This window comes from Sphingobium sp. TomTYG72 (assembly GCF_055394715.1).
Map to the genome: position 1 here is coordinate 744055 of NZ_AP027336.1, position 24678 is coordinate 768732.

The following is a 24678-nucleotide window of genomic DNA, read 5'->3' on the forward strand; positions in this document are numbered from 1 at the left end:
CGTAAAAGCGGGTGCGTTCACCGCCCCGCCTGTTGTAGGAAAGTTGCTGCAACGCACAAATACACGGCAATCAGTGCAGGGAGAGCCGGGACTATGTTGACAATGGAAGAGGCCAGCATGAGCACGACCGCGACGCGTTATGTCTATCGTTTCGGCGGCGGCGTCGATGATGGTGGAAAGGGTAACAAGAATCTCCTCGGCGGCAAGGGCGCCAATCTCGACGGCATGGCCGCCATCGGGTTGCCTGTTCCTCCGGGCTTCACCATCACGACCGAGATGTGCACCCGCTATTATGAAGATGGCGGCGTATTCCCGGATAGTCTGAAGGCGGAAGTCGGAAACGGCATCGCCCATATCGAGGGTGTGACGGGCAAGAAGTTCGGCAACGCGGCCGATCCGCTGCTCGTCTCCGTCCGCTCAGGCGCGCGCATTTCCATGCCAGGCATGATGGACACGGTCCTCAACCTCGGCCTGAACGACGAAACCGTCCTCGGCCTCGCCACCGCATCGGGCGACGAGCGTTTCGCCTGGGACAGCTATCGCCGCTTCATCCAGATGTATTCCGACGTGGTGCTGGAACTCGACCATGGCGCTTTCGAGGAAGCGCTCGAAGTCGCGAAGGAAGATCAGGGTTATACGCTCGACACGGAAATGACCGCCGATGACTGGAAGGCGCTCGTTGCTGAATATAAGGCCCTTGTTTCAAAGCTCTGGAATAAGCCCTTCCCGCAGGACGTAAACGACCAGCTCTGGGGCGCGATCAGCGCCGTGTTCGGCAGCTGGCAGGCCGACCGCGCGAAAGTCTATCGCCGCCTGAACTCGATCCCGCACGATTGGGGCACTGCCGTCAACGTGCAGGCGATGGTTTTCGGCAACATGGGCGATACCTCGGCCACTGGCGTCGCGTTCACCCGCGATCCTGCAACCGGCGAAAACGCCTATTATGGCGAATATCTGATCAACGCGCAGGGTGAAGATGTGGTGGCGGGTATCCGCACGCCGCAGTACCTGACCAAGCAAGCGCGCGAGCGGGCAGGGGCCAAGCCGCTGTCGATGGAAGAGGCGATGCCGGAAACCTATGCCGAACTGGCGCGGGTGTTCCAGATCCTCGAAACCCATTATCGCGACATGCAGGACATTGAGTTCACGGTGCAGCAGGGCAAGCTCTGGATGCTCCAGACCCGCTCGGGCAAGCGCACCGCCAAGGCCGCGCTCAAGATCGCGGTCGAAATGGCGAGCGAAGGCCTGATCACCGAGGAAGAAGCCGTCGCCCGTGTCGATCCCGCCGCGCTCGACCAGCTTCTCCACCCGACGCTCGACCCCAAGGCACCCCGCGACGTGCTGACCAAGGGCCTGCCCGCCTCGCCGGGCGCCGCTTCGGGCGCGATCGTGTTCGACGCCGACACTGCCGAGCGTCGCAATGAGCTGGGCGATTCGGTCATCCTCGTCCGCGTCGAAACCTCGCCCGAAGACATTCACGGCATGCACGCGGCCAAGGGCATCCTGACCGCGCGCGGCGGCATGACGTCACACGCCGCCGTGGTGGCGCGCGGCATGGGCCGTCCCTGCGTGTCCGGCGCGGGAAGCCTGTCGATCGACAACGCCGCCAAGACGCTGCGCATCGCTGATCGCACGCTCAAGGAAGGCGACATCCTCACCATCGACGGCGCGACCGGCGAGGTGATGGCGGGCGAGGTCCCGACCGTGCAGCCCGAACTGGCGGGCGACTTTGGCGTCCTGATGGCCTGGGCCGACAAGGTCCGCCGCTTGCGTGTCCGCGCCAATGCCGAAACCCCGCAGGACTGCCAGGTCGCGCGTGAGTTCGGCGCCGAGGGCGTAGGCCTCTGCCGTACCGAACATATGTTCTTCGACGCAGCCCGCATCACCGCCGTCCGTGAGATGATCCTCGCCGACAGCGAAAAGGGCCGTCGCGTGGCGCTCGACAAGCTGCTGCCCGAGCAGCGCGACGACTTCGCGCAGATATTCATGGTCATGGCGGGCCTGCCCGTCACCATCCGCCTGCTCGACCCGCCGCTCCACGAATTCCTGCCGCATGGCGAAGCGGAGTTCGAGGAAGTGGCCAAGGCCGCAGGCGTGGGTGTGGACGCGCTCAAGCGCCGCGCCGCCGAACTGCATGAGTTCAACCCGATGCTCGGCCATCGTGGTTGCCGCCTCGGCGTCACTTACCCCGAAATCTATGAGATGCAGGCCCGCGCCATCTTCGAAGCCGCGCTCCTCGTTAAGCAGCGCAGCGGCGAGGCGCCGATCCCGGAAATCATGATCCCGCTCGTCGCGACCAAGAAGGAGCTGGAACTGATGAAGGCGATCGTCGATCGCGTCGCCAGCGAAGTTTTTGCGGAGCAGGGCGCTTCGGTCGAATATCTCGTCGGCACCATGATCGAACTGCCGCGCGCTGCGCTGAAGGCAGGCGAGATTGCCGAAGTGGGCGAATTCTTCTCCTTCGGCACCAACGACCTCACCCAAACCACCATCGGCATCAGCCGCGACGATGCGGGTCGCTTCCTGACGCAATATGTGGACAAGGGCATTTTCGCCCGCGACCCGTTCGTCAGCATCGATGTGGAGGGCGTGGGCCAACTTATCGAGCTAGCCGCCGAACGCGGCCGCGCGACCCGTCCGGGGATCAAGCTCGGCATCTGCGGCGAACATGGCGGTGATCCGGCCTCCATCGCCTTCTGCGAGCAGACCGGCCTCGATTATGTCTCGGCCTCGCCCTACCGCGTGCCGATCGCGCGTCTTGCCGCCGCTCAGGCCGCATTGGCGAAGAAGTAAGGCTCCAGCCCCTCCCGCGACCGTGGGAGGGGCACCCGGATCCTATTACACCTCCAGGTAGCGCCGCTCATGCTCGCGCATCTTGCCCGCTTCGAGCAGCCGCGCCTGCAGGCGCCATTCCTCGCGTTCGATGGTCCCCGGCTCTCGCCCCAGCCTTGATTCCAGCGCAGCCTGCTCCTCATGATCAATCGATCCGAGCTGCGCATAGCTGTGATAGCCTGCAGCCTCCAACTGAGCAGCGTCTTTTGCCGAAATTCCCCGGATCCGCGTCAGGTCATTTCGTTCGCCGCGAATATCTCCAGCTTCCGCTCTTCGGTCGGAAGCAACGGTTGCGAGCCGCGCATCGCGCTCCTTGATCGTTTCGCGATGAGCCATCTGCTCATCGCGCCACAACCTCTTATATTTTCCACGGCCGCTGATCATCAGGCCGATCACCAATCCAATAACCAGCGCGATCACGAGCAGCGAAATCTCGTTCAAAGTGAAAGCCATGCTTCGCCTCCTTGCCCCTCTTCGCAACGAGCCAGCGCTGCAAAAAGTTGCGCTGGCGAAACTGCCGGGCAGACGCCGTAAAAAAACTGAAAAAAGGGGGTTGCCCAATCTCCCGCCCCCCTCTATCTGCCGCTCCACAACGCGCCCGTAGCTCAGCTGGATAGAGCATCAGACTACGAATCTGAGGGTCGGACGTTCGAATCGTTCCGGGCGCACCATTTTCTTTTCACGGAAAATCAGTAGCTTATCAGATGCTCCTCTGAGAGTATTGTAGCTGTTCCTGTTTGCATGATTTCAGATCATGCAGAGCTTTGCAGGCCCGAGCATATCCAGCGCTAGTTTAAGCGCGATCGCGATCCTTCAGCCGCAGGTGGCGATCCTGATCATCGCATCGATATCAACATGTCGTTCCAGTTGTTCTGCAATGTCGTCCAGCGCCCGATCGACCGACGCGGCATAATCCACGCCTTCAGAATGAATGCCGATCGAGGCCATTAATCCGGTGCGAGCGCCTGTGCTGGCAAACAGGCCGTGGACGTAGGTGCCGGATACAAGGCCATCGGCGCTAATCGCGCCATCTACCCGCCCATCGTCCAATCGAGCGAACGGGCGCGTGCAGTCCGGCCCATCGGTGGAGCCCAGATGCATTTCATACCCATGGAAACTCTGCGCCCAGGCCGTGCCTGTCACTCTCTCCAACGATTTTGTCGGAGTCAGACGCGTTTCGATGTCGAGCAGGCCCAGCCCCTCGACGCTCCCGGGCTCACCCTCAATTCCATCGGGGTCGGAAATTCTACCACCAAGCATCTGATAACCACCGCAAATTCCCAATACAGGCTTGCCCTGACGATGATGCGAAAGGATATCGATGTCCCATCCTTCTTCTCGCATTGCGCGCAGGTCGGCGATCGTCGCTTTGGAACCCGGCAGGATGATCAGGCTGGCTTCGGCCGGAATGGGCTGGCCGGGTGGCACCATGACAAGCGCGACGTCGGGTTCCAGCTTGAACGGATCAAGATCGTCGAAGTTCGCGATGCGGGGCAGGATAGGGCAGGCGATGACGGTGCGCTTGCCACCCGGGCCGCTTGCCCGTTCCAGCACGACCGCATCCTCGCTGGGCAGCCGGGCGGTCGCGGTAAGCCATGGCACCACGCCAAAGCCGCGCCAGCCCGATATTTGCTCGATCTGCCGATAACCGTCTTCGAACAGGGCCGGGTCACCCCGGAACTTGTTGATCAGGAATCCTTGGATCATCGCCGCATCCGCCGAATCGATGACTGCCTTCGTGCCTGCGATCGCCGCGATCACGCCGCCACGGTCTATGTCGCCGACCAGTATGACCGGCACGTTGGCGGCGCGCGCGAACCCCATATTCGCGATGTCGCCCGCCCGCAGGTTGATCTCCGCCGGAGATCCGGCCCCCTCGACCACGACGATATCGCATTGCTGCTGTAGCCGGTCGTAGCTTGCCAACACCGCGCCCAACAATTCGGCACGAGCCGTTCGAAAGTTGCCAGCGTTCAGTGTGCCGCGAACCTTCCCATGGACCACCAACTGCGATGTACGATCCGCCTGCGGTTTCAGCAGTACGGGGTTCATGTCGCTGTGCGGCTCTACGCCAGCGGCCAGCGCCTGTAGAGCCTGCGCCCTGCCAATCTCTCCACCATCGACGGTGACGGCCGCGTTGTTGGACATATTCTGCGGCTTGAACGGGCGCACCCTGTAGCCCCGGCGCACCAGCGCCCGGCACAATCCGGCGACGAGCACCGACTTTCCAACGTCGGACCCTGTTCCCTGAAGCATGATGGCGGCCATGACGCCGCTCCTGCATGGCTGTCCGTTGCCGGTCAACCGCCGCTTTGCGAAAGGCAATTATTCAGAAGATCAGGCGCCGCCGCATCTCGACGGCATCGATGATCATTCCGCCTGCCATGAACACCGATCCGGTGCATGCCAGGGCAAGCAATTGCCCGCCAAAACCGGGATATTGCTGGAGATAGACGATCCCGCGTTCGGTGGCGCCCAGCGCAAGCGCATAGATGACCAGAAATGCCTCGAATTTCGTCTTGATCGTGAAGAGGCGCTTGATCCGTTTCATGGTCCCACTCGAGCTGCGACCTGCTCTAGGGAATTAAGTCGCCCGAAAGCTGTAAATGGTCAACAAGCATTAACCACGATTGTTCGATCTGGGCGATCAGTCGGGTGTCGGCCAGATCGGCAGGCACGATCCGCTCGGGCCAATAGAGCTCGATTATGCTGGCGATCTCATCCAGCCTCGTCTCGTTCACCAGAAAGCGGGGATCGACATTGGCGGGATCAGCCACGACCCTCAACCTCAGACAGGCCGGGCCGCCCCCATTTGCCATGGATTGCCGCACATTCACGGTGATCAACTCGCGAATGGGGCCGTTGCCCGCAACCAGCTTTTCCAGCCAGCCCCAGACACTCGCAACCCCCTTGGCCTCGGCAGGCAGGATCAGCGCCATGCCGCCATCCGGCAGTGTCACCAATTGCGCGTTGAACAGATAGCTTTGGATGGCATCGGCCAAGCTGACGGCCGCCGCTGGCACCTCGATGATCTGGACGGCTGGCAACATCGCGCGGAGTTGCTCGTAGAATCGCGCCTTGTCGGCGAAGGCCTGCTCATGGGCGAAAAGCACGGTCTCGTTGGCGACGGCGACGACGTCATTGTGGAACGCGCCAGCCGCTATGGCCTCTTCGGACTGCATGACGAACAATGTGCGTGCCGGATCAAGGCCATGGAGCCGCGCTATGGCTTTGCTGGCCTCTACATGCTGCCGGGCGGGGTAGGGGCCGCCGGATTGGCCATAGACGAATATCTCGACGCCCCGATCCGCATGATTGTCACACAATCGCATGTGATTGGCCGCGCCTTCATCGCCGTAGGGCGCGGGGACAGGGGGATGAATCGCAAAGGCATCCTTGTCGGAAAAAGCGACCTGCAACTGGGCCAGCGTTTGCTGCCACTCATGGCTTCGATGCGGCATGGTGACGAGGTTGGCGATCGTCAGGTGCGTGCGTCCGTCGGCCGTATCTGGGCCGGGCGACACGGTCGCAGCATTCGCCGCCCACATGGAGGATGCGGACATCGCCGCTGCCCGGATATGGGGCTCAGCCTCTCCGATATTTGTGCCCAGCGCGCTTAGCCATCGCCCGTCCGGCCGCCACTGGGGCAGGAATATACCCTGTACCAATCCCAGGCGCAGGTTCGCGCGCATCTTCTCGATGCCCTCCAGCGCTGCGGCCCGCGGATATGAGGCCGTGCCAGCGCTGCCCGCCGATGCCAGGTTTCCCGGGCTAAGCCCTGCATAATTGTGACTCGGCCCCATCAAGCCGTCGAAATTGATTTCCCTGACCGTCATGCGCGGGACACCATGGTGAATTGCTGCCCCGGTTCCAGTCCCAGCCGTTCGGCGCTTTGCCGGTCAAGCGACAGGCTATCGCTGTCTTCCTTGACCATTGCATATGTGCAACGAAAATCCGCACGTTCGCCGGTGGCGACCAGCTGTCTTTCTCCTCCGCTGTCGTGAACGGCGGACAGGATGACATCCTGCGCATGGGAGATGGTTTGCAGTGCGTTTGTCTGTCCCACCATCGTCGGGCCGCCGTCGAAGATGTCGATATAGCCGGGATTCGTAAAACCTTCCGTTTCCAGCATCCGCATGGCCGCGCGGCCATTTGGATGTGGCAGGCCGATCACCGCCTTTGCGCTGTCGCTCAGCATGGCGGTGTAGATAGGCGTCTTGGGCATCAGGTCCGCGATGAACTGGTTGCCATGGATCGCATTGAATTCATCCGCTTCCTGAAAAGTCATGCCGAAGAAGCGCCCCGCGAGCCCATCCCAGAAAGGCGAGCCTCCCGCCTCATCGATCACTCCGCGCAGTTCGGCGATCACCCGGTCTCCGAAACGTTGGCGATGACTGCGGATGTAGAGATATCGGCTGCGGGCGAGCAGCAGGCCCAGGCCCTCGGCGCGCTCTCGTGGATGGAGAAAGAGGCCGCCGACCTCCGTCGAACCTTCCAGGTCCGTGACGAGCGACAGCATCTCCGCCCGGAATGTGCGGGACAATTCCCGGCTATGCTGGGTCAGGACGCCCAACCGATAGGAATAGAATGGCCAGCTTTGCCCCACCTTGCTGAAGATTTGGCAGGTGCCACGAACCTGCCCTGTGGTGCAGTTTTCTAGCACCATCAGGATAAGCTCATCCTCCACCCCTCCACTCTCCCGAGCGAGCGCCGTCTCGGTCCGGATCAGCTTCTGCTCCAGCGCCCTCCGGTCGGCGGGCAGGTTGGTAAATCCGCCCCCCGTTATTTTCGCTAATTCATACAGGGTTTGCAGATCATCCGCCCGCGCAGTCCGCATGACAAAGCTCAAACCATCTTCTCCTGTGGAAACTTGCCCTCCGCAATGCGCAGCAGGGTGAGCGCGGAAAGTTGGGCGCGTTCGGCAAGGCTTTTGACGATCAAATATTCCTCGTCGCTATGAATGGCACCGCCCCGAACGCCCATCGTGTCCACCACAGGCACGCCGCACGCCGCGATGTTGTTACCATCGCAAACGCCCCCTGTGTCCCGCCAGTTCACGGCCAAACCTAGTTCCGCCCCGCATTGCCTGACCAACTGAAAGAGGGCAGCGGCTTTCTCATCGAGAGGTTTAGGCGGACGGCCGAAGCCCCCGTGAACTTTCAAGCTCACATCATGATCGCGAGCAACCTCCTGGACGGAATGACTGATGAGTCGCTTCGCGCTCTCTTCAGCCTCCGCAGTCCGAGGCCGGAAATTCACCCGCAGGATCGCGCGGTCGGGTACGACATTGTTGGGCGAGCCTCCATCTATCCGCGCGGGATTGCACGTAAAGCCAGCGCCGCTGCCAGCTTTAAGCTTGAGGGCGAGATCGGCCGCTGCGAGCAAGGCGTTGCGGCCTTCTTCCGGATTGCGCCCAGCGTGGGCGCTCCGGCCACTGACTATGAAGGAGAAATTCCCACTACCCGGCCGCGCACCTGCAAACGTCCCATCGGGAAGCGCCGGTTCATAGGTCAGCGCTGCAACTTTCCCCTTCGCGGCCATCATGAGAAGGTCTGCCGAAGAAGGACTGCCAACTTCCTCATCGCTGTTTATGACGACGTCATAACCGATCCGGGCGGCAGCCGGAGACCCCTCGAACGCTTCGAGCGCCGACAGCATGACGGCGAGGCCGCCTTTCATGTCGGCAACCCCAGGACCGTTCAGACTGCCGGGATCGATCCATCGAAGCGATTGGAATCCATGATCCGCCGGAAAGACCGTATCCATATGTCCAGTCAGGAGGAGCTTGATCGCAGCGTTGGGACGCACCGAAAGCAGCAGATGCTGTCCATGTTCAACCAGTTGAACGCGTCCCTCGGGATCGACGGCATCGACTTTTGCGCCTTCGACCAGGCGAATGTCGCCGCGCAGCGTGGAGAAAGCATCTGCCAGCATGGAAGCAGTCATCGCTAAACCGGGCAGGTTCCGCGATCCGCTATTAATAGCCGCCCATTTCTGCACCTGATCCAGCATCGGGGCGGCTGCGGCGCGATCCAGTAGTTCGCGGTCTGACGACGAAAGGCCGTTCATGTGTAGGAGCTTATCAGACGAAGCTGATCGTCTCCAGCCTTGCGATCTGGCTATTTATCCCTGTTTGTGAACGGTCAGATCAGGGCCTTGAATTCCTGCAAAATGTCCCGGTACAGCTTCCGTTTGAACGGAACGATCACATCCGGAAGGGCTTCCGGCTCAATCCATTTCCACTCTGAGAATTCGGCATCCTCAGTAGCGATGTTGATATCCTCGTCGCTGCCGAGAAAACGCGCGAGGAACCATATCTGGCGCTGACCGCGATATTTGCCGCCCCATAACTTTCCGACCAGCTCAGGCGGCAAGTCGTAAAAATGTTCGTCCCGCGCCTTCGCGATGATCTCTACATGATGCTGCCCGATGCCGGTTTCCTCGCCAAGCTCACGCAGGGCGGCAGTTCTTTCCTCCTCCCCATGATCGATTCCGCCCTGAGGCATTTGCCAAGCTTCCACCTGGCTATCGATCCGCTGGCCGACAAAGACCTTGCCATCCATGCTGACGAGCATCACGCCGACACAGGGCCGATACGCGAGTTCCGAATCATTTGGCGCCGATGCCATGATGTCCCCTGATCATTGTCCTGGCCGCAAGCCTTTGGCCCGCTTTGTGCAGTGCAATGATAATGGGCGAAGCAGCGGCCGTCCATGCGCTAAAACGCACAGCACCATATCCGGACAGCTTTTCGCGCCGAAATGGGAGAGGGGATTGGAAGCTCGGCCTCGCAATGGCAAAGCTTGCAAATGTCCAATTCCGTAATCCTTTGGTTCCGCCAAGACCTCCGCTTATCTGATCAAGCAGCTCTGGCGGCGGCAGTGAAGGAAGGGCCGGTCATCCCGGTCTATATCCTGGACGATACATCCCCAAAGCAATGGAAAATGGGCAGTGCGCAGCGGTGGTGGCTTCATCACAGCCTGAAATCGCTGGACGATAGCCTTCGTCGTAAAGGGTCTCGCCTCATCCTGCGCAAAGGGGAGAGCGCCGAGCAGCTGGAGAGGCTCGCCCGCGAAACCGGTGCCAAGCGGGTGCATGCACTCGCTCATTATGAGCCATGGTGGCGGAATGCCGAAAAGGCAGCAGCGAAGCAGATCGATCTTCAGCTTCACGACGGTATGCTGTTGTTGCCGCCTGGGAGCGTCCGCACGTCGGGCGGCAATCTCTATCAGATATACACGCCGTTCGCCCGGGCAACGATGCTTCACATGCCACCGGCCGAACCCGTCGTGACCCCGTCAAGGATCGACGCGCCAGCAAAATGGCCCGTGAGCGATTCGCTCGACGATTGGGAACTATGCCCCCGTCATCCCGACTGGGCAGCAGGCTTTGCCGAGGACTGGTCGCCTGGTGAAGCTGGGGCACGTCACCGCGTCGCCTCCTTTATCGACGAGGCGGACGAATATGATGTGGCGCGTAACCTTCCGTCCGTGGAAGGAACTTCGCGGCTTTCGCCTCATCTCCATTTTGGGGAAGTCTCTCCCGCCTATGTCTGGCATCGGGTGAGCGAGGCGGCGGCAGATGCGACCACCTTTCTTAAGGAACTGATCTGGCGGGACTATGCGCATACGCAGATTTGGGCATTGCCGAGCTATGGGTCACAAAATGCCCGCTCCGATTTCGACCGCTTTGCCTGGCGCAGCTTGCGCGAAGCGGGCAATGATTTTGCCGCCTGGAAAACAGGACGAACGGGCTACCCGATAGTGGATGCCGGTATGCGCCAGCTTTGGGCGACCGGATGGATGCACAACCGGGTTCGCATGATCGCAGCCAGCTTCCTCATCAAACATCTTCTGATAGATTGGCGACACGGCGCGCGATGGTTCTGGGACACATTGGTGGACGCGGATTACGCCAACAATAGCGTGAATTGGCAATGGGTGGCGGGCAGTGGCGTTGACGCAAACCTGTTTTCCCGAATCATGGCACCGCTGACCCAGTCTCCAAAATTCGAAGCGGGTGATTATATCAGGCAATGGGTGCCCGAATTGGCTCATCTCGATGACACGGCGATTCACGATCCTGAAGCCTATGATGCACGACCGGCCTCATATCCTGCCAAGCGCGTTGGTCATCGCGAGGCACGCGAACGCGCGCTTGCGACCTACCGACAAAGCAGGGCTTAAGGACGGACGCATAGACAAGGGAACAGGGGTGAAGGGATGAACGCGATTGATCCCAGGCATGGCAGACGAGCGCCGACCGTGCGGCGCCCGGCCGGGGAACATAGGCGCGGATGGGCATCGCGCTTGGTTGCCCCTCACTTTCACCGTTTGCTGGACCGTATCGATTCGGGCCTTCTGAAAGGAAGGCTTGAAGCCACGCTGCCGGATGGAACCGCGAGAATATTGGGGGGGCGTGGAAGGGGGCCGGTCTGTGAAGTCCGACTGGTCCGCTGGCGCGCTCTGTTGCGGCTGGTCGCCGGGGGATCGGCCGGATGGTATCGGGCATGGGCGGCTGGTGAATGGAGTAGTCCGGACCCGGTCGCCTTGTTCGAGTTGTTCATGGCGAACGCCGCGACACTGGGTAATGTGGCTCGCCCAAATGGCCCGGCCCGATGGATTGGCCGGTTCGGGCATTGGGTGCGTCGCAACGACCGGAAGGGGTCGCGTCGTAACATCGCCTATCATTATGATCTTGGGAACGACTTCTACCGCCTATGGCTGGACTGGGACATGCATTATTCCAGTGCGTTGTTCCGTGATCCCGATGACCGGCTCGAGAGCCTTGAACGAGCGCAGCAGCGCAAGGTGGACGCCATCCTCGACCGGCTCGACCTCAAGGAAGGCAGCGCACTGCTCGAGATAGGCTGCGGGTGGGGAGGCTTGGCCGAGCAGGCGCTGCAACGTTGCGCTATCCGTTATGACGGACTGACCCTCTCGATCGAGCAGGCTGAATATGCGCGGGAACGGCTCGGTACTGGCGCAAACATCCTGCTGACGGATTATCGGGACGCTCAAGGACAGTATGACGCCATTGCAAGCGTCGAAATGGTTGAAGCGGTGGGTCAGGAATACTGGCCCGCTTATGTCGCTGCCATAGAGAGGCTGCTGAAACCCGGCGGGAAGGCGGCAATCCAATATATCTTCATCGACGACGCCATATTCGAGAAATATGCGCGGGGCGCCGATTTTATCCAGACTTACATTTTCCCCGGTGGAATGCTGCTGTCGGAAAGCCGTTTCAGGGCTTTGGCGGAAGCCAACGGGCTGGAATGGGGGGAGGTCCGCCATTTTGGCCTCCACTATGCGGAAACTCTTCGGCGCTGGCGGGAAAGGTTCGACCGAATCGTGGACTGCGGTCTTTTACCAGCCAGCTTCGACCAGCATTTCGTTGCGCTCTGGCGCTATTACCTGATGTATTGCGAAGGCGGCTTTCGCGGCGGCACGATCGACGTCGCCCAAGTGACGCTGGTCAAGCCGGGCTAAGATCAATCCAAACGTTGGTGATAGCCGTTTGGCCGATCCGAAAGGACGAGATCAGCTATAGCCTGGCCCACGACCTCGGGGTCTTTCACCGTCGCGGGATCTTCACCCGGATAGGCTCTGGCGCGCATCGCCGTCCGGGTCGCGCCCGGGTCAACGATGTGAGTGCGTATAGCCGAGATATTTTTCACTTCCTCGCCATAAGTGCTTACGAGTGTTTCGAGCGCTGCCTTCGACGCGCCGTAGGCCCCCCAATAAGCGCGCGGCGCGGTAGCGACCGATGATGTGATAGCAATGACACGCGCGTCGGAACTTGCGCGGAGCATTCTGTCGAAAGCTGCGATCAAGGCCTGTGGTGCTGCTATGTTCAGCGTCAGGAGCCGGGCGAATTCCTTCACGTCGATCGCGGGCACCGCAGCCAGGCTGCCTAGGGTCGCCGCGTTCAGAACCAGAATATCCAGCGCCTCCCACCGGCCCGAAACCGCCTGAGCAAGCCGCCCGATGCTTTCGCCATCGACAAGGTCGAGCGGCGCTATGGTGGCACTGCCTCCAGCGTCGTGGATATATTCTTCCACCTCCTCAAGACCACCGGCAGTTCTGGCTGTCAGAATGACATGAGCACCGGCAGCGCCAAGGGCCTTGGCAGTGGCGGCACCGATACCACGGCTCGCGCCGGTCACCAGGGCAAGCTTACCGGAAAGAGGAAAAGTGGACATGAAGCATCCTGTTCGCCCTTCCGGATGGAGAGGGCCGGTTTAGTGGAAAAGGTAGTGGCTGCCCATGACCGGGCAGCCATCCAGAAATGACCTATCGATCAGACGACCCGTTCAGCGAGCAGTTCAAGCTGGTTCTGCACCACGACATCATCCTGATCAGTGAGCGTGGTCGGATAGTCGCCGGTAAAGCAGGCATCGCAATATTGAGGACGGATGTCCGCTCGTTTCGTTTCGCCCAGCGCCTTGTAGAGGCCGTCGATCGAAATGAAGGAAAGGCTGTCGGCATGGATGAAGTCCTGCATGCCGCCAATGTCCAGCCGATGAGCCAGCAACTTCGTGCGTTCCGGCGTATCGACGCCATAGAAACAGCTATGTTTAGTCGGCGGGCTGGCAATGCGCATATGCACTTCCTTGGCGCCTGCCTCGCGCATCATCTGCACGATTTTGAGGCTGGTCGTTCCTCGCACGATCGAATCATCTATAAGGACGACGCGCTTCCCGGCGATTAGCGCGCGATTGGCGTTGTGCTTGAGCTTGACGCCAAGGTGACGAACCTTGTCGCCCGGCTGAATGAAGGTCCGTCCGATATAGTGGGAACGGATGATGCCCAGTTCGAAGGGAAGCCCGGACTGCTGGGCATAGCCGATGGCCGCAGGCACGCCGCTGTCGGGAACGGGAATAACCAGGTCGGCATCGACAGGATTTTCTATTGCCAGTTGAGCGCCGATCGCCTTGCGAACCGAATAAACGCTCGAGCCATCCACGATCGAATCGGGGCGGCTGAAATAAACATGTTCGAAAATGCAGGGGCGCGGATGCACATCGCCGAAGGGACGATGGCTGCGCATCTGCCCATCATGAGTGACGATGACCAGCTCACCCGGATCGATGGAGCGAATATGGTCGGCGCCTACTACGTCAAAGGCGACGGTTTCAGACGCGAAAATGGTGGCGTCGCCCAACTTGCCCATGACCAGCGGCCGGATGCCGAGCGGGTCGCGGCACGCGATCATGCCCTCGGGCGTGGTCACGATCAGCGAGTAGGCACCCTCGATCTGCTTGAGCGCATCGATGAACTTGTCGAGCAGAGTACGGTAGGTCGAAGTCGCGACCAGGTGGATGATCACTTCGGTGTCGGAGGTCGACTGAAAGATCGAACCTCGACGAATCAGCTCGCGACGGAGCTTCATCGCATTCGAGATATTGCCGTTATGGGCAATGGCGAAGCCGCCGGAATTGAGTTCGGCATAGAGGGGCTGTACGTTGCGGAGGGATGTTTCGCCCGTAGTCGAATAACGGACATGGCCCGATGCCGTGTTGCCTGGCAGGCCGCGAATCACTTCGTCACGGTCGAAATTTCCCGCCACGTGCCCCATGGCGCGGTGGGTATGGAAGTCGTGACCGTCCCAGCTGGTGATGCCGGCGGCCTCCTGTCCACGGTGTTGAAGCGCGTGAAGGCCAAGCGCGACGATCGCCGAAGCGGTCTCGGCTTGAATGACGCCGAAAATGCCGCATTCTTCACGCAGCTTGTCGTCGTCGAACGGGTTTGTCGTAAACATGGGTGCGAGCGGATCCATAGCCGATGCTGTGCGCCTAAAAATGGCTGCTGCGCGCGCATATAGTGGTTCGATCCTGATTTGTCGCCTGTCTGAAACAAAAAAGGCTGTCTGGGCCGCTGTGGCAGCGACATTATGTACTGTGCGTAACAGAAAAAGCGCCACTGGCTTTGCGCGTTCGGCGCAGCTAAAGAGCCTGTCCAAATGCATCGCTTCGCCAATCCTGCCCGTTTCCTGAAGATCGCTCGGCCGCTGACCACTTGGCTGTTCTGGCCAGGTTTCGTTCTGCTTCTGGTGGGTGCGGGCTGCGGGCTGTTCATCACCCCGGCTGACTATCTCCAGGGCGAGACGGTTCGCATACTCTATATCCATGTGCCCGCAGCATGGCTTGGAATGGCCGGATGGACAGGTATTGCTGTGGCGGCGCTGATGCAGCTGGTCTGGCGGCATCCGCTGGCTGCTGTTGCGGGACGTGCGATTGCTGTTCCGGGCGCGCTGTTTACGGCGATTTGTCTTGGGACAGGGTCCATTTGGGGGCGTCCCACCTGGGGAACCTGGTGGGAGTGGGACGGCCGGATGACGTCCATGCTCGTCCTCTTGTTCCTTTATCTCGGGTATATAGCATTGGCGAATGCCAGTGCGCGTCAGGAACAGGGGGGCGTGAGTGCGGCCACAGCCATTTTTGGGTTGGTGGGGGCGGTCAATATTCCGATCATAAACCGCTCAGTCGTGTGGTGGAACAGCCTCCATCAGGGACCCAGCATCACGATGCGCGGATCGAGTATCGACGCTTCGATTCTCTGGCCGCTTGGATTTACCCTTATCGGTTTTTCCCTATTGTTCGGGGCGATCGTGTTGATGCGGATGCGCACGATATTGGCGCGCAACAAGGTGGAAGCGCGCATGCAGCGGCTGGCGCGGGGATAATGGCATGAACCAATGGGCTTTCGTCGTCGGCGCTTATGCGCTGACCTTTTCGGGCACCTTGGCCCTCTGCCTTGCATGCTGGCGCTCCATGCGCGATGCAGAGTCAGCCGCGCAGAGATTGTCAGACCGGCCATGAAAGCGAAGCATCAGCGCCTTATTCTGGCGGTCGTCGCCTTGCTCGCCTTGATCGGTGCGGGTTTGCTCGCGGCATCGGCATTGCGCGACGAAGCCGCCTATTTCTACGCGCCCGCCGACGTTCGTGCCAAAGGTGTCGAACCGGGCAAGTCCATTCGTCTAGGCGGCATGGTGGTGAAAGGCAGTCTCAAGCGAGCCGCCGATGGCGTTACCATGCATTTTGAGGTGACGGATGGGAAAGCGACAGTTCCCGCTGTTTTCAAGGGCATCGCCCCAGATCTTTTCAAGGAAGGATCAGGCGTGGTCGCGGAAGGATCATTCGATGGCGCGGGCACGTTCATCGCCACCAACCTGCTGGCCAAGCATGATGAACGGTATATGCCGCGGGAACTCGAAGGCATTCAGTATAATGAGACGACCCACGAGATGAAGGCAGGCCAGTGAGCGCTATCAGGGTGGCCAAAGGGCGGAAACGAGCGGAGAAGGCGGCATGATCGCCGAAGCGGGTCTGGCCGCACTATGGCTTGCGGCGGCGCTGGCGTTTTTACAACTGAGCCTGGTGGCTTTCGGGCTGGCGGGAAAAAAGAACGAACTGCTCCAGGCTGTCCGACCGGTAGCTGTCGCCCAAGGCGCTCTCACCGCCATTGCCTTTGTGGCGCTGGTAACGCTTTTCATGCGATCGGACATGTCGGTGCTGTTAGTGGCCACCAACAGCCATTCCATGAAGCCGTGGCTTTACAAGTTCGCGGGAACCTGGGGCAACCACGAAGGCTCCATGCTGCTCTGGGTGACGGTCATGGGCGTCGCGGGGGCTGCGGTTGCCCTGTTTGAACGGGCGCTACGGCGGGACACGCATATGGCGACGCTGGGCGGTCAGGCGGCTATTAGCCTGGGGTTTTATGCCTTCCTGCTTTTTGCCTCCAACCCCTTCGCACGGATCACTCCCCCTGCGGCGGATGGTCAGGGGCTCAATCCCTTGTTGCAGGATCCGGGCCTCGCGTTCCACCCGCCCACCTTATATCTTGGATATGTCGGCCTTTCAGTCGCCTTCTCCTTTGCCGTTGGCGCGCTACTGACGCGGCGGGTCGACGCAGATTTCGCCCGGGCGATGCGCCCATGGGTACTGGCGGCGTGGATACTTTTGACGCTTGGGATCACGGCTGGCAGCTACTGGGCCTATTATGAGCTCGGTTGGGGAGGCTGGTGGTTCTGGGACCCTGTGGAAAACGCTTCGTTGATGCCGTGGCTGGCGGCAACGGCACTTCTGCACAGCGTGACAGTGCTTGCCACCCGCGATGCGTTGCGGGCCTGGACCGTGATGTTGGCTGTTGTCGCATTCTCGATGTCGATGGTTGGGACCTTTCTCGTCCGTTCAGGCATATTGACGAGCGTCCATGCCTTCGCTGTCGATCCGGAACGCGGCAGCTTCATCCTCATCCTCCTGGGCCTTTATATCGGGGGGGCGCTGGCGTTGTTCGGTTGGCGGGTTGGCGCAGTTCGCGAGGGTGCGCCATTTGAGCTTGTCAGCCGCGAAACCATGTTGGTGATCAACAATCTGCTGCTGACGGTCATCCTTGGTCTGGTGTTGATCGGGACCCTCTATCCGCTGCTAACCGAGGCATTTGGGCACAAGGTATCGGTCGGTGCTCCCTATTTCGACAGGATAGTTGGTCCAATCGCGCTCATCCTGATGATCTTTATGGCGGCCGGACCCTTGACCCGCTGGCGCCGGGACAAGCTGGCAGAGGTTACCGGGCGCATGATCATCCCTGCGGCAATCGCGTTGACCGCTGTTGCCATGATGGCGATTTTCGCTTGGGGCCGAATCGGCGTGCTGCCGTTTCTTGGTCTGGTCATCGCCTTGGCTGTGGCCGCCGGAAGCATTGCCCCCTTGTGGAAGCGCAACTTGCGGCGCACGCCGCTGTTCACCTGGGGAATGGTCATCGCCCATCTGGGATGCGCTGTCAGTCTCGCGGGCATGGCTTGCGATTCCGCGTTTACCGTTGAAAAGCTGGCGGCCGTCCGCCCCGGTGACGTCGTCGAAGCTGCTGATTGGAAACTCCGCCTCGTGCAGATTTCGCCGATCGCCGGAGACAATTGGACAGCGTTACAAGCTGACATGGAGGTGAGCCGGGGGAATGGGGCGCCGGTTGCCCTGCATCCACAATCTCGTTTCTTCCCTTCTCCCCCCACGACCACCACTGAAGCGGCCCTGCTGACCCGATGGAACGGGCAGCTTTACGTAGTGTTGGGCCAGGAGGCGACCGAGGGACGTTGGCAACTGCGGGTCTGGTGGAAGCCCTTCGTCACGCTGATCTGGTTTGGCGGCGGGCTGATTGCCCTTGGTGGCGCTTTGGCATTGGTAGGGCGCGAGCGCCGGGGATGGCTTCTTAAATGGCGCAGCAGGACGCTTGCAGCATGAAGAAGCTCTTGATCTGGCTACCCCTTGCGCTCTTTGCGGGATTCTTCATCCTGTTTGCGAGCGGCTTGCTGAAACCGGACGACCGGGTCATCACCTCCAAGCTCGTCGGCAAAGCATTGCCCGAATTCACTTTGCCAGCAGCGGCTAGCGATCGCCCCGCCTTGGCCAGCGCGGAACTGGCAACGGGCAAACCCCGGCTGCTAAACGTCTTCGCCAGCTGGTGCCTGCCGTGCGCTGCGGAAGCTCCTCAGCTTATGGCGCTGAAGCAAGCAGGTGTGGAAATTGACGGGGTCGCGATCCGTGACGCCCGTTCTGATGTCGATCGCTTTCTTCAGCGCTATGGCAATCCATATAGCCGTATCGGCCTTGATGCGCGCAGCAGCGTGCAGATCGCGATTGGCTCCTCCGGCGTGCCGGAAAGCTTCATCATCGATGGAAAGGGGCGCATCGCCTACCAGCATGTCGGTGACATAAGGGCGGATGACATCCCGATGATTCTCCAGCGTTTGGAGGCTGCGCGATGACACGGCTTCTGGCATTGCTTGCATTGCTGATGAGTTCGCCTTTGCTGGCGCAGTCGGCGCTTCCTCCGGCTCCCTATGCAGACCGGCAAATCGATGATCCAGCGCTCGAGCGTAAGGCGAAGGCGCTGATGGAAACGATTCGCTGCCTCACTTGTCAGAGCCAATCTATTGCAGACAGCAACGCCAGTCTGGCAGGTGATATGCGTTCCCAGATCAGGGAGCGGATCATGGCTGGGGAACGACCCGAGCACATCCGCAGCTGGCTCATTGAACGTTATGGCGATTGGGTAAGTTATGAGCCTACGGCGGAACCGGTTCTTTGGCCGCTTTGGGGCGCGCCATTATTGCTGATCGGTCTTGGACTGTTGCTTGTGCGCGGACGGATCAAGCGGGGAGGGCCGCAATGACAGGATGGGTCATAGCGGCTGCCTTCGCTATTTGCCTGATGGCGCTTCTGGTAGCTGTCGGGCGTATTCCGCGCGTTTCATGGGAACTTACGGCCGCCGCTCTGCTGCTCGGCCTTGCTGGTTATGCGTGGCAGGGCAATCCTGGCCTGGCGGGAGCGCCCAGAAATGCGGCTGCTTCAACCGGCAAGCAGTTTGATGAGCAAGTCGCCCAGCTGCGCCGCGGCATGGCGGAACGCTATGGTCCGGCAGGGCAATGGTTGATGCTCTCGGACGGACTTGGCAGGCAGGGCAAGACGAAAGAATCGGCGAATGTGCTGCTTGCGGGGATCAAACAATCGCCCGATGATCCCAACCTGTGGCTTGGCCTTGGCAATGCGCTTGTGGTGCATGCTGGCGGCGTCGTTTCACCGAGCGCTGACTTTGCTTACCGACGCGCGATGTCGCTTGACCCACAAGCTCCTGCTCCGCCCTATTTCTACGGTCTGGCTCTCGTTCGGGCGGGCCAGTTGCAGGCCGCCCGCGATCTTTGGGCGCCTTTGGCCGCAAGGGCGCCTGAAGGCTCGAAAATCAAGGCGGAATTGGAGCTTAACATTGAGCGTATCGACGCGATGCTGGCTGACAGCGCGCCTGCGGTTCAATGACATGGCTCGTCAATTGCGCTGGTCAAGGAGGCGTGATAGGGCGCGCGCCATCTTTGTGAGGCAGGCGGGGTCGCCCCCGAGCGCATGCCTTGGCTTGAGTGTCGTATGATCATGACCATCTGGCGTTTCCTTCATGGCTGATCAATTGGCGAGCGCCGCCGCGAACGCGCAGGACGACGAGTCTGAAGGACACAGCCACGCAGGCCAGAAGGCGACGACCAAGCTTGTCGTCGGCGCGATCGGCATCGTGTTCGGCGACATCGGAACCAGCCCGCTTTACGCTTTTCGTGAAACTTTCGCCGGCCATCATCATCTGGCGCTCGATCCCGACCACATTCTTGGCGTCATCAGCCTGATGTTCTGGTCGATGATGCTGGTCGTGACGCTGAAATATGTCTCGATCATCATGCGGGCCGACAACAAGGGCGAAGGTGGCAGCTTAGCGCTGCTCGCGCTGATCAACGGGCAAACGAAGACTCAACGATGGTCGCGCGGCATCGTCCTTTTGGGCGTGTTTGCCACCGCTCTTTTCTATGGCGATTCCATGATCACCCCTGCGGTGTCAGTGCTGTCGGCGGTTGAAGGTCTGGCCGTTTACAACTCTGAACTGGCACCTGCGATTTTGCCTGCTGCGGTGATCATATTGGTAGGTCTGTTCTGGATACAGGGATTTGGGACCAATCGGGTTGCTGCCCTCTTCGGCCCCATCATGCTCCTGTATTTCGTTACAATCGCGGCCTTGGGCGTCATCAGCATCATCAAGACGCCTGGCATTCTCTTCGCGTTCAACCCCTATTGGGCGTTCATGTTTTTCATGACCGATCCGCTGCCGGCATTCCTCGCCTTGGGCGCGGTCGTCCTTGCGGTGACCGGGGCTGAAGCGCTGTATGCTGACATGGGCCATTTCGGGCGGAGCCCTATCCGCGTATCCTGGCTTTGCTTCGTGCTCCCGGCATTGATGATGAACTATATGGGGCAGGGAGCTTTGTTGTTCCGAGAAGGTGCGGCTGCGCTCCACAGCCCCTTCTATTATCTGGCCCCCCAATGGGCGCAGTTGCCTTTGGTTGGCCTCGCAACTTTGGCTGCGATAATCGCCAGTCAAGCGGTCATTTCCGGCGCATTTTCAGTGACGCAGCAGGCGATCCAACTGGGCTTCATGCCCCGCTTGCGGATTGCGCATACCAGTGCTTCGACCGCAGGGCAGATATATATCCCCCTCATCAATTGGGGATTGATGGTGATGGTCATCCTGCTGGTGCTGGTGTTCCAGACATCGTCAAATCTGACCGCTGCCTATGGCATCGCCGTCACAGGAGCGATGTTCATCGACAATCTGCTGCTGACCGTGCTGCTCTATAGGCTCTGGAAGTGGCGCTGGTATTATTCCGCTCCCTTGCTTGCTGTGTTCTTCATTGTGGATGGCGCATATCTCGCGGCGAATTTTACCAAGGTGCCGGATGGCGGCTGGTTCCCGCTGCTGATCGGGTTCGTCGTATTCACGCTGCTGACCACATGGTCGCGGGGGCGCCGGTTGGTACAGGATCGCTTGCGCGAGGGCGCGATGCCGATCCCCGTGTTCGTGGCCTCGGCCGCCAACAGCGCCGTACGCGTTCCCGGGACGGCCGTTTTCATGACATCCACGCCAAACGGTGTTCCCCATGCCTTGCTCCACAACCTGAAACACAACAAGGTGTTGCATGAGCGGGTCATCCTGCTGACGGTGAAGATCAGGGATGTACCGGTCGTTGAGGATCATGGCCGATGCAGGTTGGAGGATCTGGGGAAAGGATTTTTCCGCCTTGTTCTGGAATATGGGTTCATGCAGGAACCGGACGTTCCAGCGGCCCTCAAGAATGTCACCGGATGTGGTCAGGCATTCAGGATGATGGAAACCAGTTTCTTCCTGGCACGCCAAACGCTATTGCCGTCTGCCAACCCAGGGATGCCGCTGTGGCGAGAGAAAATCTTCGCCTGGATGCTGCGAAACGCGGAAAGCGCGATGGAGTTTTTCCGCCTTCCCACCAACCGCGTTGTCGAGCTGGGGAGCCAGGTAGAGATTTGAGATGCAAAAAGGGCGCGACCATCAGGTCGCGCCCCATGAACATCCGATCAGGCTGCGTCGCGATCCTTGTTGATATCGACCAGCTGCCCGCCATTCACAGCGATCTTCTTGGGCTTCATCGCTTCAGGAATTTCGCGGACGAGTTCGATCGTCAACAGCCCGTCTGCAAGATCGGCCTTTTCCACCCGCACGAAGTCGGCCAGTTCGAAACGCCGCTCGAAGCTGCGATTGGCGATGCCGACATGCAGGAATTTGGAGCGATCAGAGTTCGGGCTATCTTCCTTGCGACCGACAACCTGCAACAGATTTTGCTGGGCAGTGATGTCGATTTCGTCAGGCCGAAAGCCCGCCACCGCAAGCGTAACCCGATATCGGTCCTCCGAAAGACGCTCGATATTGAAGGGGGGATAGTTGTCGCCCTGCTGCAGGCGGGCATTGTTTTCGATCAGATCAAAAAGTCGGTCAAAACCCACCGTGGAGCGGCGATAGGGGGTAAGGTCAAAACCACGCATGTCATAATCTCCATCAGAGCAAAATGATCATACCGGACCCATGCTGGCGTCCAGCGATACGATGCGCGACCCCATCAGGCGGCCGCGCGTCGTTGATATGGTTGAACGAAATCGGGTTTCAAGAGGCCTGTTTCGGCCGGAATCAAAAGTGCCCGGATCATGTTTCCACGATCCGGGCACTAATGGACGATTGCTCGTCTCCCCCTTGGTCTGCCTCAACCACTTCTTAGCCCCCTAAGCTCGAAGCGGGAAGCAGTATCCCTGAACCACGGCCATTAACCTGTGCTTCGCTGACTTTGCTATGGCTCCGAAGGCCCGCTGTCACGGGCTATTTCCGTACGGGAAGATTTTAGCTTCATGCCTGTGGCTGAGGTGCAACAATCTGCGATGCTTGCCGTTAGTGGAGACCCTGCTAGACGGGCAGTAATTAACATCACGCAAAGGGCCGTTCGCGCCACCATGATCTTGTCACGCTACGAACGCATGATTGCCAAGCGCTATCTGCTGCCTGGGAAGGGGGAAGGATTCATTTTCCTCGTCGCCGGGATAAGCCTCGCCGCCGTGATGTTGGGGGTGGCCGCGCTGATCATCGTGATGAGTGTGATGAATGGGTTCCGCGCTGAGTTGTTCGACAAAATTGTGGGACTGAATGGCCATGCGGTGGTGCAGGGCTATGGTGGGCGGTTGCCCGATTGGCGATCCATTCTGAAAGAAGCAAAGGCGACGCCCGGCGTCACCAGCGCAACGCCGCTTATCGAACAGCCGCTGCTCGGCAGTTTTCAAGGACGGGTTGAAGCGGTCCTCGTTCGCGGCATGACCCTCAAGGATATCCGGAACAATGCTACACTGAAGGCGAAGGTGCTCGCGGGGAGCATGGATAACCTCACCGCCAACGCGAGCAAGGTCGGTATAGGATCGCGACTGGCCGAAAATCTGGGCCTTCAGCTTGGCGACAGCATCACCATAATAAATCCCGCAGGGCGATCGACGCCATTCGGTACTGTACCGCGCCAGATATCCTATCAGGTGGCGGCGATTTTTGAGGTGGGTGTCTACGACTACGACAAGGCGTTCGTCGTGATGCCTGTGGAAGATGCGCAGACCCTATTGTTGCTCGGCGACGTGGTCGGGATGATCGAGATCGAGACTGTGGACGCTGATCGGGTGGGAACGATCTTGGAACCGCTGGCTGGAAAAGTCGCGGGTCGGGCTGTCGTGACCGATTGGCGTCAGATGAACGCCTCCCTTTTTGAAGCGCTGGCTGTTGAGCGGGTCGCGATGTTCGTGGTGCTTTCGATCATCGTGCTGGTCGCGGTTTTCAACATCCTTTCCTCGCTGATCATGCTGGTGCGAGCGAAAACGCGTGATATCGCGATCCTGCGAACGATGGGTGCAAGCCGGGTTGGGCTCGTAAAGATATTCATGACCGTAGGCGTGACCATCGGATCGCTGGGGATGGTGGCCGGGATGGCGCTGGGCTTCACCTTCCTCTTTTTCCGGCAGAGTGTTGTGAATGCGATCCAGTTCCTGACCGGGCAGAATTTGTGGGATCCCTCGATCCGTTTTTTGACCGAATTACCGGCCAAGCCAGATCCCATCGAAATCACGATCATTTGCCTGATGGCGCTGATTTTCAGTTTTCTCGCTACGCTCTATCCGGCCTTCAAGGCTGCCAATACCGATCCCGTTCAGGTGCTGCGCTATGAATGACATATTGAAGGTTGCGGGCCTGAAGCGCAGCTTCACTCAAGGAGGGGTCACGATCGAGGTCCTGCGCGGCGTCGATCTGACCGTCGGAGAGGGAGAGATCGTGGCGCTGCTCGGGCCATCAGGGTCTGGCAAATCGACCCTGTTGCAGGCGGTCGGTCTGTTGGAAGGCGGATTCGACGGGTCCATTCGCATCGGTGGTGAGGAAGCTGCGCGTCTTGATAATGACGGGCGGACGCGTTTGCGCAGGGATGCATTGGGCTTCGTTTATCAATTCCACCATCTGCTGCCGGATTTTAACGCTGCGGAGAATGTCATCCTGCCGCAGGTTATCCGCGACAAGGAAGTCAATGCGGCGCGCGCTCGGGCTGAATCGCTCCTGACATCTTTGGGCCTCGGTCATCGACTGGATCATCGGCCTAGCCAACTTTCCGGCGGCGAGCAGCAACGTGTGGCGGTGGCGCGGGCACTCGCAAACCGGCCTGCCTTGATCCTAGCCGATGAACCGACGGGCAACCTGGATGAACGGACAGCCGATATCGTGCTAGCAGAGTTTCTCCGCCTTGTGCGGGAGGAAGGCTCGGCCGCTCTGGTCGCGACCCATAATGAAAGGCTCGCGGAAAAGATGGATCGCGTCGTCCGCCTTCATGAAGGGTTGCTGGAAGAGGCTTCAGACTTGAGCTGAGGCACCTTCCCGGACAGTGGCTACCACGATCTGGTTTCGCCCCTGCGTGTTGGCGCGGAGGAGCGCT

Annotated in this window: 23 protein-coding genes and 1 tRNA gene; 14 read left to right on the forward strand and 10 right to left on the reverse strand. The window is 60.0% G+C overall.

Going from position 1 to position 24678, the window contains the following annotated elements; translation table 11 throughout:
* The first annotated feature begins 93 nt into the window (after window positions 1-93).
* The gene (gene ppdK, locus ACZ5U1_RS03885) at window positions 94-2793 is read left to right on the forward strand and encodes a pyruvate, phosphate dikinase (RefSeq protein WP_464779454.1); all 2700 of its coding nucleotides are present in this window, start codon (window positions 94-96) and stop codon (window positions 2791-2793) included.
* Window positions 2794-2838: 45 nt separating this feature from the next.
* On the opposite strand, the gene ACZ5U1_RS03890 is transcribed toward ppdK, so the two are convergent.
* Complete coding sequence (locus ACZ5U1_RS03890; RefSeq protein WP_464779455.1) at window positions 2839-3285, reverse strand: hypothetical protein; 447 nt, start codon at window positions 3283-3285, stop codon at window positions 2839-2841.
* Window positions 3286-3426: 141 nt separating this feature from the next.
* On the opposite strand from ACZ5U1_RS03890, the gene ACZ5U1_RS03895 reads away from it, so the two are divergent.
* Window positions 3427-3503: transfer RNA gene (locus ACZ5U1_RS03895), tRNA-Arg, on the forward strand.
* A gap of 142 nt (window positions 3504-3645) precedes the next feature.
* Here the strand turns inward: ACZ5U1_RS03895 and ACZ5U1_RS03900 are convergent.
* The 6 genes from ACZ5U1_RS03900 to ACZ5U1_RS03925 form a co-directional block, all read right to left on the reverse strand.
* Window positions 3646-5100, reverse strand: a complete 1455-nt coding sequence (locus tag ACZ5U1_RS03900) for a cobyric acid synthase (RefSeq protein WP_464779456.1) — start codon at window positions 5098-5100, stop codon at window positions 3646-3648.
* A 61-nt stretch (window positions 5101-5161) separates the two neighbouring features.
* Window positions 5162-5383 carry a hypothetical protein gene (locus ACZ5U1_RS03905; RefSeq protein ID WP_464779457.1) on the reverse strand — a complete coding sequence of 74 codons (222 nt, stop codon included), beginning with the start codon at window positions 5381-5383 and terminating at the stop codon, window positions 5162-5164.
* 25 nt (window positions 5384-5408) lie between these two features.
* The gene (locus ACZ5U1_RS03910; protein WP_464779458.1) at window positions 5409-6668 is read right to left on the reverse strand and encodes an N-succinylarginine dihydrolase; all 1260 of its coding nucleotides are present in this window, start codon (window positions 6666-6668) and stop codon (window positions 5409-5411) included.
* The gene (locus ACZ5U1_RS03915) at window positions 6665-7681 is read right to left on the reverse strand and encodes an arginine N-succinyltransferase (protein WP_464779459.1); all 1017 of its coding nucleotides are present in this window, start codon (window positions 7679-7681) and stop codon (window positions 6665-6667) included. Before ACZ5U1_RS03915 ends, ACZ5U1_RS03910 begins: the two co-directional genes overlap by 4 nt.
* Window positions 7678-8901: a hydrolase gene (locus ACZ5U1_RS03920; protein WP_464779460.1), complete on the reverse strand. Its 1224-nt coding sequence runs from the start codon at window positions 8899-8901 to the stop codon at window positions 7678-7680. The genes ACZ5U1_RS03915 and ACZ5U1_RS03920 overlap by 4 nt, the downstream gene beginning before the upstream one ends.
* A gap of 74 nt (window positions 8902-8975) precedes the next feature.
* Window positions 8976-9461, reverse strand: coding sequence for an RNA pyrophosphohydrolase (locus ACZ5U1_RS03925; protein ID WP_449472505.1), 486 nt, complete (start codon window positions 9459-9461; stop codon window positions 8976-8978).
* Between the two features lie 180 nt (window positions 9462-9641).
* On the opposite strand from ACZ5U1_RS03925, the gene ACZ5U1_RS03930 reads away from it, so the two are divergent.
* Window positions 9642-11018: a cryptochrome/photolyase family protein gene (locus ACZ5U1_RS03930; protein WP_464779461.1), complete on the forward strand. Its 1377-nt coding sequence runs from the start codon at window positions 9642-9644 to the stop codon at window positions 11016-11018.
* Window positions 11019-11054: 36 nt separating this feature from the next.
* Entirely contained in the window at window positions 11055-12320 is a 1266-nt protein-coding gene (locus ACZ5U1_RS03935; RefSeq protein WP_464779462.1) for a class I SAM-dependent methyltransferase, read from the forward strand.
* Window positions 12321-12322: 2 nt separating this feature from the next.
* On the opposite strand, the gene ACZ5U1_RS03940 is transcribed toward ACZ5U1_RS03935, so the two are convergent.
* Both ACZ5U1_RS03940 and purF read right to left on the reverse strand, forming a co-directional pair.
* Window positions 12323-13033 carry an SDR family NAD(P)-dependent oxidoreductase gene (locus ACZ5U1_RS03940; RefSeq protein ID WP_464779463.1) on the reverse strand — a complete coding sequence of 237 codons (711 nt, stop codon included), beginning with the start codon at window positions 13031-13033 and terminating at the stop codon, window positions 12323-12325.
* A gap of 98 nt (window positions 13034-13131) precedes the next feature.
* Window positions 13132-14610, reverse strand: coding sequence for an amidophosphoribosyltransferase (gene purF, locus ACZ5U1_RS03945; RefSeq protein WP_464779464.1), 1479 nt, complete (start codon window positions 14608-14610; stop codon window positions 13132-13134).
* Between the two features lie 183 nt (window positions 14611-14793).
* Between purF and ccmC the strand changes: the two genes are divergently transcribed.
* The 8 genes from ccmC (at window position 14794) to ACZ5U1_RS03985 (ending at window position 21707) form a co-directional block, all read left to right on the forward strand.
* A complete protein-coding gene (gene ccmC, locus ACZ5U1_RS03950; RefSeq protein WP_464779465.1) occupies window positions 14794-15516 on the forward strand; it encodes a heme ABC transporter permease CcmC in 723 nt (240 codons plus the stop codon).
* Between the two features lie 4 nt (window positions 15517-15520).
* The gene (locus tag ACZ5U1_RS03955) at window positions 15521-15652 is read left to right on the forward strand and encodes a hypothetical protein (RefSeq protein ID WP_464779466.1); all 132 of its coding nucleotides are present in this window, start codon (window positions 15521-15523) and stop codon (window positions 15650-15652) included.
* Complete coding sequence (gene ccmE / locus ACZ5U1_RS03960; RefSeq protein WP_464779467.1) at window positions 15649-16095, forward strand: cytochrome c maturation protein CcmE; 447 nt, start codon at window positions 15649-15651, stop codon at window positions 16093-16095. The genes ACZ5U1_RS03955 and ccmE overlap by 4 nt, the downstream gene beginning before the upstream one ends.
* 46 nt (window positions 16096-16141) lie before the next feature.
* A complete protein-coding gene (locus ACZ5U1_RS03965) occupies window positions 16142-18073 on the forward strand; it encodes a heme lyase CcmF/NrfE family subunit (RefSeq protein ID WP_464779468.1) in 1932 nt (643 codons plus the stop codon).
* Window positions 18070-18597 carry a DsbE family thiol:disulfide interchange protein gene (locus tag ACZ5U1_RS03970; protein WP_464779469.1) on the forward strand — a complete coding sequence of 176 codons (528 nt, stop codon included), beginning with the start codon at window positions 18070-18072 and terminating at the stop codon, window positions 18595-18597. Before ACZ5U1_RS03965 ends, ACZ5U1_RS03970 begins: the two co-directional genes overlap by 4 nt.
* Entirely contained in the window at window positions 18594-19004 is a 411-nt protein-coding gene (locus tag ACZ5U1_RS03975; protein ID WP_464779470.1) for a cytochrome c-type biogenesis protein, read from the forward strand. The genes ACZ5U1_RS03970 and ACZ5U1_RS03975 overlap by 4 nt, the downstream gene beginning before the upstream one ends.
* On the forward strand, window positions 19001-19645 hold the full coding sequence (locus tag ACZ5U1_RS03980; RefSeq protein ID WP_464779471.1) for a tetratricopeptide repeat protein: 645 nt from the start codon (window positions 19001-19003) through the stop codon (window positions 19643-19645). Before ACZ5U1_RS03975 ends, ACZ5U1_RS03980 begins: the two co-directional genes overlap by 4 nt.
* A 133-nt stretch (window positions 19646-19778) precedes the next feature.
* Entirely contained in the window at window positions 19779-21707 is a 1929-nt protein-coding gene (locus ACZ5U1_RS03985; protein WP_464779472.1) for a potassium transporter Kup, read from the forward strand.
* A 47-nt stretch (window positions 21708-21754) separates the two neighbouring features.
* Here ACZ5U1_RS03985 and ACZ5U1_RS03990 read toward each other — a convergent pair whose 3' ends face one another.
* On the reverse strand, window positions 21755-22219 hold the full coding sequence (locus tag ACZ5U1_RS03990) for an Hsp20 family protein (RefSeq protein ID WP_196226014.1): 465 nt from the start codon (window positions 22217-22219) through the stop codon (window positions 21755-21757).
* A gap of 459 nt (window positions 22220-22678) precedes the next feature.
* Between ACZ5U1_RS03990 and ACZ5U1_RS03995 the strand changes: the two genes are divergently transcribed.
* Together ACZ5U1_RS03995 and ACZ5U1_RS04000 are read left to right on the forward strand one after the other, a co-directional pair.
* Window positions 22679-23929: a lipoprotein-releasing ABC transporter permease subunit gene (locus ACZ5U1_RS03995; RefSeq protein ID WP_464779473.1), complete on the forward strand. Its 1251-nt coding sequence runs from the start codon at window positions 22679-22681 to the stop codon at window positions 23927-23929.
* The gene (locus ACZ5U1_RS04000; RefSeq protein ID WP_464779474.1) at window positions 23922-24611 is read left to right on the forward strand and encodes an ABC transporter ATP-binding protein; all 690 of its coding nucleotides are present in this window, start codon (window positions 23922-23924) and stop codon (window positions 24609-24611) included. The genes ACZ5U1_RS03995 and ACZ5U1_RS04000 overlap by 8 nt, the downstream gene beginning before the upstream one ends.
* Window positions 24612-24678 lie beyond the last annotated feature (67 nt).